Origin of the sequence: Microcoleus sp. T3_A4 (genome assembly GCF_036700465.1) — a bacterium.
Classification (GTDB): Bacteria; Cyanobacteriota; Cyanobacteriia; order Cyanobacteriales; family Microcoleaceae; genus Microcoleus.
Genome location: NZ_JAUBOY010000003.1, coordinates 159819 through 173812, shown reverse-complemented (window position 1 = coordinate 173812; position 13994 = coordinate 159819). Strand labels below are relative to the sequence as shown.

At 45.1% G+C, this 13994-nt stretch carries 9 protein-coding genes; all 9 read right to left on the bottom strand.

Annotation, left to right across the window (positions count from 1 at the left end):
* Positions 1 to 16: 16 nt before the first annotated feature.
* Positions 17 to 3499 carry a hypothetical protein gene (locus tag QUA07_RS02855; RefSeq protein ID WP_333322488.1) on the bottom strand — a complete coding sequence of 1161 codons (3483 nt, stop codon included), beginning with the start codon at positions 3497 to 3499 and terminating at the stop codon, positions 17 to 19.
* 584 nt (positions 3500 to 4083) lie between these two features.
* A complete protein-coding gene (locus QUA07_RS02850) occupies positions 4084 to 4833 on the bottom strand; it encodes an HIRAN domain-containing protein (RefSeq protein ID WP_190663952.1) in 750 nt (249 codons plus the stop codon).
* Complete coding sequence (locus QUA07_RS02845; RefSeq protein WP_333322485.1) at positions 4830 to 5327, bottom strand: hypothetical protein; 498 nt, start codon at positions 5325 to 5327, stop codon at positions 4830 to 4832. The genes QUA07_RS02850 and QUA07_RS02845 overlap by 4 nt, the downstream gene beginning before the upstream one ends.
* A 2-nt stretch (positions 5328 to 5329) precedes the next feature.
* Positions 5330 to 5779 carry a hypothetical protein gene (locus QUA07_RS02840; protein WP_333322483.1) on the bottom strand — a complete coding sequence of 150 codons (450 nt, stop codon included), beginning with the start codon at positions 5777 to 5779 and terminating at the stop codon, positions 5330 to 5332.
* A 374-nt stretch (positions 5780 to 6153) separates the two neighbouring features.
* Positions 6154 to 7095 carry a ParB/RepB/Spo0J family partition protein gene (locus QUA07_RS02835; RefSeq protein WP_333322481.1) on the bottom strand — a complete coding sequence of 314 codons (942 nt, stop codon included), beginning with the start codon at positions 7093 to 7095 and terminating at the stop codon, positions 6154 to 6156.
* Positions 7092 to 7847, bottom strand: a complete 756-nt coding sequence (locus QUA07_RS02830; protein ID WP_333048754.1) for a ParA family protein — start codon at positions 7845 to 7847, stop codon at positions 7092 to 7094. The genes QUA07_RS02835 and QUA07_RS02830 overlap by 4 nt, the downstream gene beginning before the upstream one ends.
* 227 nt (positions 7848 to 8074) lie before the next feature.
* Positions 8075 to 10411 carry an ATP-binding protein gene (locus QUA07_RS02825; RefSeq protein WP_333322479.1) on the bottom strand — a complete coding sequence of 779 codons (2337 nt, stop codon included), beginning with the start codon at positions 10409 to 10411 and terminating at the stop codon, positions 8075 to 8077.
* A 591-nt stretch (positions 10412 to 11002) separates the two neighbouring features.
* A complete protein-coding gene (locus QUA07_RS02820) occupies positions 11003 to 11728 on the bottom strand; it encodes a hypothetical protein (RefSeq protein WP_333322477.1) in 726 nt (241 codons plus the stop codon).
* Positions 11729 to 11837: 109 nt separating this feature from the next.
* Positions 11838 to 13865 carry a hypothetical protein gene (locus tag QUA07_RS02815; protein WP_333322475.1) on the bottom strand — a complete coding sequence of 676 codons (2028 nt, stop codon included), beginning with the start codon at positions 13863 to 13865 and terminating at the stop codon, positions 11838 to 11840.
* Positions 13866 to 13994 lie beyond the last annotated feature (129 nt).

The window sequence follows — 13994 nt, the reverse complement described above, 5'->3', positions numbered from 1 at the left end:
AAAACTTACATATCCTTTAAAACGGGACAATACCGCCGTTGCTAATAACCCACCACTGGGGAGCGATTATCGATTCAACTCGCTCCTTAAGCATCGGATTGGAATAGGACTCAACCAAGCAGTCAACATAATGTTGAGGCAGCTCATCGGGAGCGCTTACTTCACGCTCTACTAAGTAATTCTTAATTTCATCGAGAAGCAAGAGAGAGGAGTGAGATAGATTAATGTTGCTATTAATCGCATTATCTTCAGAAATTGGAACTATCAATGCGTTGTACACTTCTGTGAGAAATGCGAGAGAATTTATTTGCACCGAAGAGATGCAGTGCCGACTTTTTGCTGCTGACCTGCCAATTGCTTTGTCGCCGATAATATCATTTAGGGGGTCGAGTTTGAGGAACGATTTCTCTGCCTTAGTTTGGCTTTTTTCGTATTTTGAATAATGCAAGAGCGTTAACCCAAGCATGAGGTTATTTTTTAGTTCTCCCTCTTTGATGAGACCGTCCATTACCTTATTCACGTCAATTACGTCGCCAGGGTGGGCGTTGAGCAAGGTAGAATAAGTTGTCACAGTGTTGTAGAAAATACGATCTCGCTCTACAGCTTTTCCGGTGAACAAATTGAAAAATACTACCTGGGAACGATTGGGGTCATTAAATACGTTACTCAACTGGCGCACGTCCTGAACGTACAAAGTCTCTTCGTTCGGTACCCCATCAATCCGCAAGGCGCTGTAACTGTCGTACAGAACCGGATATATTACCAAGTCATCAGCAATCTTGAGGTATTTGATGAGTTCCGGCGACATGAAGAACAATTCATTTTGTTGGTCAGTCACGCGCAGGTGTTCAGAAAAGGGAGTGTTAGCTATGTATATAACGTGGCGAAACCCCTTGAGATACATATCGCTAATTGTGTCGCCCAGCACTGCTGGACAGCGATGCAGTTCATCCCCTCTGTAATTTCCCGCCAGAGTTTTCACCATCCTCACTTTTAGACCTGTTTCTGTAGGCTCCACTGCCACAACTTCACCCGTCAAATTGGCAATGTAGTTTTCTCCCCAACGTGAGGAACGGGCGTCGCATTTGTTGCTTGAAACCATCATTATTAACAATGGCTCTATGGTGCTATTGTTATTATTTTTAAATTTGAATTCCTGTGGCAATATTGAGTAGAGCGAACGCTTAGCATTTGTAAATTTATAAGTGTTAATCGTGGGTAACACTATTCCTTGAGAATTAATCAACAAGGAGTCGCTCAATACGTAACTCCATTCCTCGACCATTTGATGAATAAATTCTTCCTGCTGGGTTGTTTGATCTTCTGGTGTTTGGTGCAGCAGCCACTGACCTATAAATATTTTTTTATTTTTTCGCACTTGAACTGTCAGAATATCTAATATTATAAATCCCAATGTTCGCCAAGTAAGTTCGTATATGAAACGCTCCTTTTCTGGAGCTTGTTCTAAAGCAATTTCACGCACTTTAAATTCTATTAGCGAACCAGGAAATACAAGGCGACTCATGTATTCAGATGCTTCATCAGCATTTTGAGGCAAGTTACGTTTCCCACCTAATCGTGCGAGCATATCGATGTTCTTTTTATCCCGCTCGAATTGCTGGCTTGTATTTTGAATTACAAAATTATAGAATACAGGCAGCATTTGAATATCGCAAATTTGATAGCTCATGTCGAACTCGCGCTGCTTACCCGTCCGGTAGAAGTTATCCGTCTTAAATATCAGCGCTACAGGAAACTGGATGATGGCGTCTTTATTTGCCCCCTGTGCTGAGATGAAAACATACTTGAGGCATTTCTTCAGATCTTCCGACAATTCATTCTCGAAGAATCTAGTCCTATTGCTGATTTCGCTCAAGTCTGACAGGAGCAGTTTTCGTGACAGCCCTATATTTACATTTTTTTCGGCAGAAAACCCCAGTTTTTCCGTTTTTAAGTATTCCTTAAGAGCCTTGACCGTAGCTTCCAGTTTGTCAGCAACTAAGTATTCACTCATTTGACCAACAAACTTTCTCATTAAATTTTTCTTAGCCTCATCACTCTTAAGAGAGTCTTCTTTCAACTGAGGTAATACTTCTTCGGTAAATTGCTTGATTACATCAAAATTGAGCACTTCCTGGTAACAATAATTTGGCGCAAGAGGGTTGGGACAAGCAAATGCAAAGTAATAAAGAACGAAAAACTTAAGTATTTTCTCAATTTGTTTCTTGCACCCCTCTTGCGTTAGATCGTCAAAGTTATGCAATTGTGAATCCGGCTTAATCATCTCAATCCCATACAAAAATGAAGAATTGAAAAGAACCGGATTACTGACGCGCCCGTTTAATTTGAATTTGAGTCCAAAAGTTATTGAGGTAATACTCTGAAGAGAGTCTTCTGTTTCTCCAATACAGCCATCGATTTTACCTAAAAGAGGTAACTCCGAGAAGGCATCCCGCCCAGAAAATAATTCTTGGATGTCTACAAGTATGCCCTGGTATGTTACTTCGTAATAAGCCTCTGGTTTCTTTTTGTCGTTGATGAATTTTTCCAGTGATCTAAGACGCCGGCTGTAGTCCCTCAAATAAAATGAGGCTTCGTCGAGCGATATTTCGCGAGGCTCTTTTTCCCCTTGAAGGGTAAACTGATGTATTAACTTACTTTTTTGCTTCGAGTCTCTAACGCGAGCGCAATCTTCACCAATTATATTGGCCCAGTATTCCAAGTAAATTACTTCCGCCTCTCTTTTCAGGCGACCGATTGTTTCTTGATTGAGTAACTTTTCAAGTTGGCATAATTCATTAGAACCATTAGTTTTGAGTGACTCGATGCTCGTTCTCACATTTTGAATTACATAATCAGGATAATCCAAGTCCTGTTTTGTTTTCAAAAATTGAACATAATTTTCCAGCCCAGTCACCACAAATTCGCGGAAGCGAGTTGCACTATTTATTTCTATTGTTACTTTGTGGCTCCTGATTGTAGGAGTCGCCACTTCAGAAGCCAAGGTCAAATCATGCGAACTCAATCCAGTCATCGAAGGGAATTGCCAAGCAAACAAGGAGGGCTGCTTTGGCATTGATGCCAGGGGTACAAGCATTGACTCGATTAACTCATCAATGGTCACTTCAGAGCTTTCTCGATCGGGCAACGAAGCGTGGGCTTTCCTAATGGCCTCGATTAATCTATTTGATAAAGCTGTTTTGATTTCTTGAATTTTTTCTCCGAAGGTTTCACGGCATTTTTCAACCATGTTTATTGTCGCTTTATAGGCTTTTTCTCCTGGCTCTAATGGAGGTCTTAATTCTTGATTTTTTGCGAGTTGAAAAGCCAAACAATGAATGTCTATAATTAACCTAAATCTTCCTGAAGGGATATCTTGTTTTAAGCAAAATAGTGCTGCTCCGGTTTCTCGATTCAGTTCGTCAATAGTTTTTGCTAGCCAGTCGCTATAATCCAGCCTCGCCAGTTCATTCCTGTCTTCTTTTAACTCATTTTTCACGGGGACTAGCTCCTTCTTTTATGAGAACTGGTTGCGGATTGTTCACTGGTTAAGGGGATGAATTATTCTCATACAAGTAGAATGATTTAAAATATCATTTCATGTTCAAAAAAAATAATTAATCATCTCTGGAGGTCAGTGTCGAGCTTAAAGTTACAGCAGATTGCTGGTGAATAGAGTACACTTTATTCCCAAGCACCTACGAAACTGGTTTACAAAATTGCTATCCGATTCTCCTTTTACCCTCATCTCAAGCAGCAGCAGGGTCAGCAACCAACGCCCTCATATAATAGCAAAGAGGTCGGACATTGTGGGGCAAAGAACTGCAACTGAGTAAATCCCGATCTTTGCAGGGACTTTTCAGCACCCAAGAGCTATCCTCTTTGAGGGTCAAGCCTGTTACGAATGGATCGTGGGAGCGGGAGTCAACATCAGTAGCACTCCGGTGAGACCGGATTGGGGAAGAAAGCGCCGATCGAGCAAGCCGGATTGCGAAAAGGCTCCTGAGCGACTTGCGGTGATGAATGTTTGGCTCAACTTTGCCAAGAGGAGTCTAACTCGAAGTTGCAAGGGTTTTCCAGTACCTAAGAGCTGCTGAGCGGCTGATATTCATGACTTGAAAATGGGCGGAAGTCATTATAGCATTGAGTAGTTATATTACACAGCAGGCGAAACTGAAACGGTGTTGGCGGTTGATTTACTCGCTCTACACGCACTTCTACAAAACTAGGATTCCTCAAGAGAAGTTCAAAAATCTCACTCTTCAAATATCGCGGACAATACCCGACAATGTAGTGGTCTTCTGTATTTAAAGTCAAGGCTTTAGAATCATAATGATTTTGAAATTCGTGAGCTAACCACAACTTTTCTCCTGTCTCTAAGCGGTTAATTCGCTCAATTGCACCCTGTGGCAAATACCGCAGTCCGTGCAAGAAAAAGTGAAGGCGATACCGCCCTTCTGAATCTGGCTCAGGAATGGGAAAAACAGTTAGAGTATCTGTTTCTCGCCGCCCACCGCTGCGGGCTAACATGGCAATTGGATCGCTTTCATGTTGAGTCAGATTTAGCCAGTGAAAAAAACTTGAGTAATCGGGGCGATTTTTCGGCATCAACCGATTAGCAAATACGGGAAATAAGTAGGTTGATGTATATACTTCACCTAAGCGCGGAAACGAGGGCAAGGGTTCAAAACCGCACTTCTGTTGAGCTTCTAAAACGCCTTGCGTGTAGGTAAATTGGTAGTTGGTTCCGTCAAATGTTAGCCTGCCAATGGGAAACCAGGAACGGCTGTTTGGATCTTGCCAAGCCAAAAAAAGCGTTGAGTGTGTTTTCACGGTAGCGTTTTCCTCAAGTTAAGCAGTCTGTGTTGATTGAATTCAATAATTTTTTGGGCAAACTCGGCTGCAATCGGTGAGATACGAGTGTTAGGAATTCGATGAAAAATATCCACTATACTCGCCTTTGAGATACTTTCAAGTCGCTCAAGCCATATATGCGCTGCATTCGGATAGCGACGTGCAGCGCAGTCAAATACATCAACAGTTTTGAGGGGCTTTTTGTCATCAACGCTGCCATAAAACGCTGAGAAACATTTGTTAGCATAAGTTTCTACTGGGCGTTTTTGCCTTTGTTCATCAGAGAGATCACGGCCTAAGCTAGAAGCGTGATCGTAAGTGGGTGCTAGGTGTGCTGTTTCAGATGTAGCCGACGCTAGGTGTGCTGTTTCAGATGTGGTAGACACTGCCTTATTTCGGACCACACCCCAGTTTTCGTGGTGGCGATCGCCATTGCCAATCCACGCATCTAACAGAAGATAGCCGACAAACACTTCTACAGCTTTTTGGATGCCACTGGGTACTGTCCAACCAATGGTAAGTTCACAGATTCATCAGAGATAATTCTCAACACTAGATCAATTGTATGTTGTGACAGGTTGTAGGTTGCAAAGGTGGGGTAATTTGGCACGATGGGAGTAAGAAGTTCGTTACCGTGAACGAGGGTGCCACCGTTAGGCAAAAAGTAAGAAGAGACTACACCGAGATTCCCCTCACTCGTGGCAGCCAGTTCATAATTAGCATGAGGAATTCCCAGTAATTCGCACAATTCGGAGGCCACTTTTTCTGCCCAATCTTCGCCTAAATCAAGTCTTGCTTGTTTGTACAGGCAGCGGCCGAGTTCTGGGTGTTCAAACCAAAACTTATACTTGCTTCCCATTGCCTCAGTCTTGGAGAGTTCGTAAGCTTGAGGGGTGACAATAATGATGGGAAATTCATCAGGCATAAATTGTTCAACCTATTTCTTGCGCCGCACTCGCAGTTCACAAATATAGCAACCGCTTTCGTCGGTTAGAACACAAAGTCTGGTAGGGGTCATTCATGAACCCTACCTTGTCTATAGCAGTATGACGACTGCTATAGAACCCATTTGACATATTGTAGCGATCGGACACCAGCAGCCGATCGGATTGCAGCAACCTTACGCCTCGAAAAGCTCTTTTTTGAGGTCGTTCGCTTTAAACCCATAAAAACCGCCTCAAAGGCGTGTTCAGCCCAAGGAATTTAGAGCGTTTTTGGAGTTTTCCTAAAACAACAGAAGCCTACATTGTACCCGCAAGGCACAGTGTAGGCTTCTGTTGTTTTACTTTAAAATTAGCTTCATTTTTCCAATCCCTCACCCACCAAAGCTTCCAGTTCAGCTAACAGCTTCTCTAGTTTCTTTTGCTTTTTGGGGTCATCCCAAACCTTAGACTTTTTCACTCGCTGCAAAGCTGTATCTACGCGACTTTTAAGTGAGTGATTTGGTGCAGTCGCCTCCCCTGTACTTTTCGCTTTTAAATCGGCAATGCGCTGTTTGATTTGGGTCAGGGAGAGGTCGAGAGCGATCGCCTCTTCTAACAATTGGGATCGCTCTGAGCTATCCTTAACTCGGGCGATCGCTCTGGCTTTGGTATACTCAATCCGTCCTTTCCGCAGCGCTCCAATCACATCATCTGGCAGGTTCAGCAAGGGGAGGCGATTAGTTCGGAAACTCTCTGGAGTGTACTTCCCGACGAGTGCAAATATATCGCTTACTATTTCCCACTCGGAGCTGTGGATAACGTTATCCACACCAGCGCGTTCTGGGTGCGCGGCCGCTCCGAGCAAAGCAATAACTGACGAGGAGGTAGAGTTTAATTTCATTGCCAGCAATTGCAGAATCCCTTCGGTTTCCTCAATCGCATTCAAATCTTCCCGCTGCAAGTTCTCCAGCAGTGCAATTTGCAGAGCCTCTGTGTCTGTTAGTTCCCGAATCACAACAGGAATCTCAGTCAAACCTAACGACGAAGCGGCTCGATAGCGCCGTTCTCCAGCCACCAATTCGTACTTGTTGCCATCTATTGGGCGTACCAGGAGCGGTTGCAGAATTCCTAGCTGCTTGACTGACTCCACCAGTTCTTGCATGGCTGTCGGATCGAAATAGCGGCGTGGCTGCTGCTGGGGCAAGACAATTGTGTCTATGGAGACTAGGGAGGATGCGGCATCTTCGCTGTCGCTGGTTCCTAATAGAGCCTCAACCCCTTTGATTTGATAAGGCTGATTGTCGCGCTTTTGATTCATCGCAGAGCTAAGAGTCCTTGTGCAATAGTATCGAGTACAGCGACGGCTGGATGTTTTGGATTGTACGCGGCCAGAGGTACGTGTTGCTGTGACGCATCGGCGAAAGCGACAGTCCGAGGGACGGCGGGGTAAATCGCAGCAATCTTCTCCAGAGAAGTAGTAATTGATTGCAAACTTTGAAAAGCTTGTACAGTACGGGGATCGTACAGCGTCGGAATCACTCCGGCAATCTGCAATTTCCGATTAGCGCGTTTCCTGACGCGAGCAATGGTTTGCAACAGCAATTCGGTTCCTTTGAGAGCTTTATATTCAGTCTGAATCGGAATTAAGACGTGAGTGGATGCAACTAGACTGATATAGGATAGGATGCCTAGCGAAGGAGGGCAGTCTATCAATATGAAGTCATAGTTTGAGCTAAGGGGGTCAATGACTTCTTTTAGCCGACTATCTCTCATGTCAGCCACCACCAGTTCCAGCTCTGCTCCGCTCAAATTAATATTAGAAGGGAGCAAGTCCATGTTGTGAAGGTTTTTGCGGAGCGCCGCGTCAGAACCGTTCATAATAGACTCGTAGACAGTCTCCTGTAACTCAGATGGCTCCAAGCCCATGAAGGCGGTAAGCGAGGCTTGGGGGTCCATATCTACTAACAAGACTTTTTGCTTCCGCTTCGCCAAATGGTAGCCTAAATTCATTGTCAAACTGGTTTTGGAGACACCGCCTGACTGGTTGAACAGCGCAATAATTTTGCTCATCTATTTTTAAGCACGCTCACTCAACGTGTTGATTAAACAATATTAGTGGACTGCGGCTTATTGTAAACTAATCCTTGAAAGAACTTTGAGAACCGCGTCTGATAACTAACTGCGATCGCAGTTATCATTGAACTATCGCAGTTATCATTGAACTATCGCAGTTATCATTGAACTAGAGATGTTCAGCGCAGTCCCTACTCATAATCTTGGATTTGGGTGGGGTTCGTTCAAAGGTAGTGTTGAGTTAAATCGCTGATAATATCTAAGCTCATATTGTCAACTAATTTAGTCAAAGCCGCAGCAAGAGACTTCTGCGACAGGGGAATTCGCTCAATCAACAGCCTTACCGCTTGCTCGTCTCCACAAGCGGCTGCTTTATAAAGCTTCTCAATCAACTCCCTCGGCAACACAGACAGCGACTTAGAAGTCAGTTGCTGGGCAGGCTCATCCTGTTCGGACTTCCTAGACGACTCCTCTTCATAGATATAGCGAACACCCAAATGAAGCGCCATCTTCTCAAAAATTACTGTTTCTCGGAACGGTTTGGCAACAAAGTCATCGAAGCCGTTCGACATGGCGAGTTCCTGGGTTTTAACAAAAGCATTAGCGCTCAAAGCAATAATCTTAGTGTTAGAACCGTTCGGCCGTGCTCGAATTTTTTGAGCAGCTTGAAAGCCGTCTAGAACAGGCATCCTCAAATCCATCCAAATTAAATGCGGCTTGTACTTTCGCCACAATTTAACAGCCAGGGTTCCGTTATCCGCGAACCACACAAGAAAGCCAGCCGACTTCAATATCCGAGTTAGCAGCAACCGATTTGCCGACTCATCATCCGCTACCAGAATGCGATATATTTGTTGGTTAGGTGCCAACCCCTTCACTCGTTTTTGCGGCAATCTGTCATAAACTTCGCTCTTAGTTGCATGACTGACTTTAATGTAAAAACTAAAAACCGTACCTTTCCCCACAGAACTTTTGACCTTAATCTCGCCACCCATCAGCTTCACAAAAGAGTTACTGATTGGCAATCCCAAACCCGTTCCCGTTTGCGATTTTCTGCCAGCAGAAGCTTGCACGAACGGCTTAAACAAACGGCTAACCTCATCAGGCGCAATGCCTGGGCCTGTATCCTTCACAGAGAATTGGAGAAAGAATTTGGGTAACGGTTTTTTTGCCATAGACTGAAGGCATTTTACAGTCAGCTTCACCCTACCGGCCTCAGTAAATTTAACAGCATTACCCAACAGATTAATCAAAACTTGGCGCAGCTTGCTTTCATCAGTTCGGACGTATTGCGGTACATCTTTCCGGAGTTCAAAAACAAGTTGCAATCCCGACGACTGAGCTTTGAGTTGGAACATCCGTTCTATGTCCGAGAGCAAACTGTACAAGTCAACAGCAGTTTCTTCGAGGGTGATTTGACCTGCTTCAATTTTGGACAGCGACAAAATATCGTTGATTAGTTTCAACAAATGCTCGCCACTGCGATTGATAATATCTAAACTCGACTGCTGTTCCGGTGCAGTTTTTTTAGAGTTCACAAGGAGGTGGGCAAAGCCGATAATCGCATTCAGAGGCGTTCTCAATTCGTGGCTCATATTGGCCAGAAAGGTACTTTTAGCGCGATTGGCACTTTCGGCGGCAATTTTAGCTTGTTTTAGTTCCTTTGTTTTCTGTGCAACTTGCCGCTTTAAATCGCCAGAATATTCTTCTAACCGCTGGCGAGATGCTTTTAACTGGCAATTCATGCGCTCGAAAGCACAGGCTAGGGCTTCGAGTTCGGCAATACCGCTACCTGAAACTGTTGAGTCGAAGTCGCCACCAGCTATCGCCTCTGTTGCCGAAATTAACCGCAGCAGCCGCTGTTCTATTCTTAGGGAAATGGACAGCAAAAGGCAGATAGAAAGAACCAAAGCCAGTAGCACGAGCAAAATAGTGTTGCGGGTGTTGGCATGAACTTTTTGGGTGAAGTCGGTTTCGGGTACAACTGCCACAATCAGCCAATTTAAGCCTTTCGGGTTTTTAAAAGGTCTGACTTGTAGCAAGTATAGTGAGTTGCTGGCAGTAAAGTTAAGATTTTGGCTGCTGTTAATAGCAGCGAGGCTGCCATAATGTTTAAGCAAATACTCTGTTGAAAGCTGGATTACTTTTTGTTGCAGAGCTTGGATGCTTTCTCGCTGCAGTCCGTCAACAGAAATAGACGGTTTTGGTTCAGTTACCTCGTTCCGAGCCACTAAACGTCCCGAACGGTCTAAGATAAAGGCTTGACAGTTAGGGCTAATGAGGAAATCGTTCAAGTTGAATGTTGAGGTTGGGGTGGGAAAAGCAGGATTTGTTTTTTGTTGACGGAATATTGTCTTTGGAGAGTCTGACCCATTTTTTTTCCCATTTTGTTTGATTGTGACTCCGGCTGTTTGACTTGGGGAAAGTTGGTTTACCGAACCAATTGGAATTTGATTGTAAGTCCCTTCTCCTTTCCCAACCCCTTCTTTTAAGTAGTTGTCAAGGCGGTCAGAGATACGGCTCGTTGCTTCTCCCAATAGGTGTGCAACTACGTCATTCATTGTCTGCCGCCCTGTTTGAAAAGAAAGCCATCCCGTCAGACATAGTAAGGTTGAAATTAGAAGAGCGTTGGGGACTGTAAGCACAACGCGCAGCGGGAGGGCAGACTTTTTTTGAACTGAGCTTTTTGGGCGGAACATTGATTAAAAAAAGGGAGTGGGAATGAGGAAAAAAACGTTCTTCTTCAGAGGGGAGCAACACCATCCGTAGAAGAGTTCTCCTCTTCTGGGTTACCATCCCCTCTCACTCTCGTTATGCTCCTTGACTAATCCCTATTAGTAGCGCAACCTCAAACGAATCTGAATCAGTCAAAAGCCATAAATTCTCAGAGCGAGCGGTTAGGAAAACAACTGGTTCCCACCTGACTCAGCGCGGGCAGTATTAAGGAGATGATTGGCATCTCAACTAACCCAAGTTGTGTGCTTAAAACCGCTCTTGACTGGTAATGGGTAATGGGTAATTGGAACAATTTGAGATTTGAGATTTTAAATTGATGGCTCGCCGTTTATCCCGCTCTGTGCTTGACCCCGGAACGAATGCACTTGCCTAACTCTGCCTAACATGAGTTAGATATGAGTAGGTTTGTGTGAGCGCTAGTTTGATTCTTCAAAAACTATTTTGGCTAGTTCGACAATCACAGACAAGTCTACTCCGGCTCGTGCAGCAGCATCGGCCGTCGATAGATTCTGATTTCTTACCAGAGCTAAAAATTGTCGCACGCTGTAGACTACTGGGTCGTTGGCTGTTGTGTAGCCTTTTTGAATGGCAATCAGCAATCCTTTTTCGACATCTGATGCAGAGGGTGCGCGACCTCTATCAACGTTCACAGTCGGCGACATTCTTGGGGTGAGGGGAGCGATGCGAATTCCTAAGTGTTCGGGTTCTTTGTTGGTAGGAACGATGTTGAAGTTGTAAAGTCGCTGTTTCCCTTTTGAATCTACAGTTTTGATTGAAAGGTTAGTGATGGTAGCTGTGGTAGCTCCCGGAAAATTGAGCGCTTGAATGGGACGCAAGAAAACAGTTTTGGCTTGGCCGCTTGCCAACTGTGCATCGGTGCTGAAAACTATTTTTGAGGGGTCGGCAATTAAAACGTAGGCGAGAGCTTCATCGGTTGAGCTGAAGTCAATCGCACTCGCGCGACCGGGATAGACTAAAATATCGATCGCACTATTGACGGCAATATCTCGACCCACAGTTTGATAGCCTGTTACTCTTGATTGAGCAAAAGCACAGTCGGGGTAGCTTGCAGTAGCGAACACTGCTGTGAACAAAAGCCCTCCGAGGGAAAGCATTCTTGGGGATTGGATGCGATTCGTCATGGCAGTTATTCGTTGATGTGGAGAAAATTGTTGACAGTAGAAACGGGGATTTCCTTTACTAATCGCCGCAGTCGCGTTGGGGCGACTTAACCGTTTACCGACGGTTTGGTTATCGGTAAATGTTGAGAAAGCTGTTAACAGTAATAGAAACCGGGGTTCCTTTATTAACCACAGCTACATTGGGGCGGTTTAAAAGTTCTTCAGTTGCTCTATCTGAGCGGCTTTCCATCCGTTTTGCCAGGGGGCTGAAGAAGCCATCGAGGACGGCTGACCAAATTTGGGGGTCTCGACTTTCAACGGTGGTTGTACTGCCCCCAAACCCACCGCTAATACTGCTAGAACTCCTGACTTTAGGTTCTGCGAATACTTGCCCGACTCGTCCAACTCCACTAAGCACTGCGGTGAGCATATCTTGTCCGGCAATATCGGAACCAGGGTCGAAGTAGCCTGAAGCAATCAGCGGCCCAGAGCCCTCTCCTGCAATCAAAATTGCGCCTTCTGGAATGGGCTGCTGTTTAATCTGACCGTTTCTATCAGAGTAGACGAGCGCTACAGCACTAGCTTGTACCATGCGATTGGTTTTGCTGACGGTGTTGGCTTTGACAATGACAACTGTGCCGGCAGGAAAAGCAATAGAGCCGTCAGTTGCCGTTACGTCGGCTGTGAGGGTGACAGCAAATTTGTCGTAAAGCTGTTTGCCTGAGCCTTCATCCCACAACAGGGGAACCGAAACTATGCCGTTGGCTGTGGTTCCAAGGGGAACCTGAGCTGTTTGGGAGGTTGAGGAACTTTGGGGCGTGCGGTTGAGAATGCCTTTTGCCCCTGGGGAATTTACTTGTTCTAGGGTTGGGGAGTTTGTTAAGGCAGAAGCCTCTGGAGCAGTTTCTGGGGAAAGGGTTTGAAATTCTGTATCGGCGGGCAAGGACGTTGGACGAGCGCTCAGTCGAGCCTCCGTCTCGATTGGGTTATCGGTAGAATCGGAACTTATTTGGGGGGAAAGGGGAGCCGGAGTTAATTGGTTAGTGGGGTTTTGGGAGTTGTCGGTGGTTTCGAGGCTGTCCCCTCCATAAGGAAACTCCGGGTGTAGCCTTTCCCCGCTGGCGTTATTTGGGTGGCTATATAGTTTTTCTGGGATTTGCTCGAAAGAAACGTATGAGGGTGGCGACTTTTGGTTGCCGATATTGACTGTTAGGAATTCAGTTGTGGGAGCTGGCTTTGTCAGAGCGGCGGCGGTAGCACTTGTTGTCGCTGGAGTGCTTGGTGTTGCACTCACGGCATTCGCTATTCGGTTAGGGTCAAAATTTCCCCTAATTTGTCCGAGTTGGGCGAGTTGGTTCCACCGCTCAAACGGGTCGATTTTTTCTTCTGTTGGAGTTGGAATTAAAGGTGGGGGTATTAACGGTTTGGGTATGGGGGCTGGTGCGGGTGTTCTTGAGGGTACTCTTTGAGGTATGGGTGCGGGTACTGTTACCGTCCGCACTACTGTTCGGGGTGCGGGTAGGGGTTCGCGTAGAGGAGTAGGTGGCGGTGCAGCGCTCCGGGTAGCGACTAGACGCGGAGTTCGCGGAGTTCGTGGGGTTCTTGACGGTTTGGGCGACGGTTCTGTTTTGGGTTTTGCGGTTTTTTGCGGTTTTTCGGCTAACAGTTTTTGTTGGTCTTGGTAAGCTAATTTAGCCAGCAACTCCGGTTTTTCATCTTTAATGGTGCCAGAAGAGCTTTCTTTTGGTGTTGATTGTGCGATAGGTTCGCGAGGTGATTTAGGCTTGATAAATTGCCAAATTAGCAGTCCTAGCAATAGTATTCCACCAGTCAACAGCAGCATTGTCACTGCTCTAGGAACGCCTCTTTCGGAAACAGGCGGGGGCAGTGGTCTTTCCTCATCTTGAGCGAGTTGATATTGAGTTTCAAGTGTTAGGGGTGCATTGGGGTCGAAATTAGCAATGAAGTTTTCATCAATATCATCGTCAGAAGGGGAAGGGTTTGGAGAAGGGGAAATAGGGGAATTGATGTTATCGTCATCATTATTGGGGGTATATTCACTTGATGCAGTTGTATGATTCATATTGGCTGTAGTGGTACTATTATCAGGACTGGTATTAATTGGGTTTTCGGTTAATCCATTTCTTTTGTTAGTCATGGCTTTAGAGTTCAATGTGTTGTGTTTAACTGTACATAAAAAAGCAAAAAGAGAAGACTTCAAGCAAAGGGATGAAACATACTAAATGTTTAAATTATTTAGTTGTTACGGTAGGTTTTTAAATTTACC

Coding starts and splice junctions, on each gene's coding strand:
- QUA07_RS02830 (WP_333048754.1), bottom strand. CDS start 7,847: ATGAGCAAAATTATTGCGCTGTTCAACCAGTCAGGCGGTGTCTCCAAA.
- QUA07_RS02835 (WP_333322481.1), bottom strand. CDS start 7,095: ATGAATCAAAAGCGCGACAATCAGCCTTATCAAATCAAAGGGGTTGAG.
- QUA07_RS02820 (WP_333322477.1), bottom strand. CDS start 11,728: ATGACGAATCGCATCCAATCCCCAAGAATGCTTTCCCTCGGAGGGCTT.
- QUA07_RS02815 (WP_333322475.1), bottom strand. CDS start 13,865: ATGACTAACAAAAGAAATGGATTAACCGAAAACCCAATTAATACCAGT.
- QUA07_RS02825 (WP_333322479.1), bottom strand. CDS start 10,411: ATGAATGACGTAGTTGCACACCTATTGGGAGAAGCAACGAGCCGTATC.
- QUA07_RS02840 (WP_333322483.1), bottom strand. CDS start 5,779: ATGCCTGATGAATTTCCCATCATTATTGTCACCCCTCAAGCTTACGAA.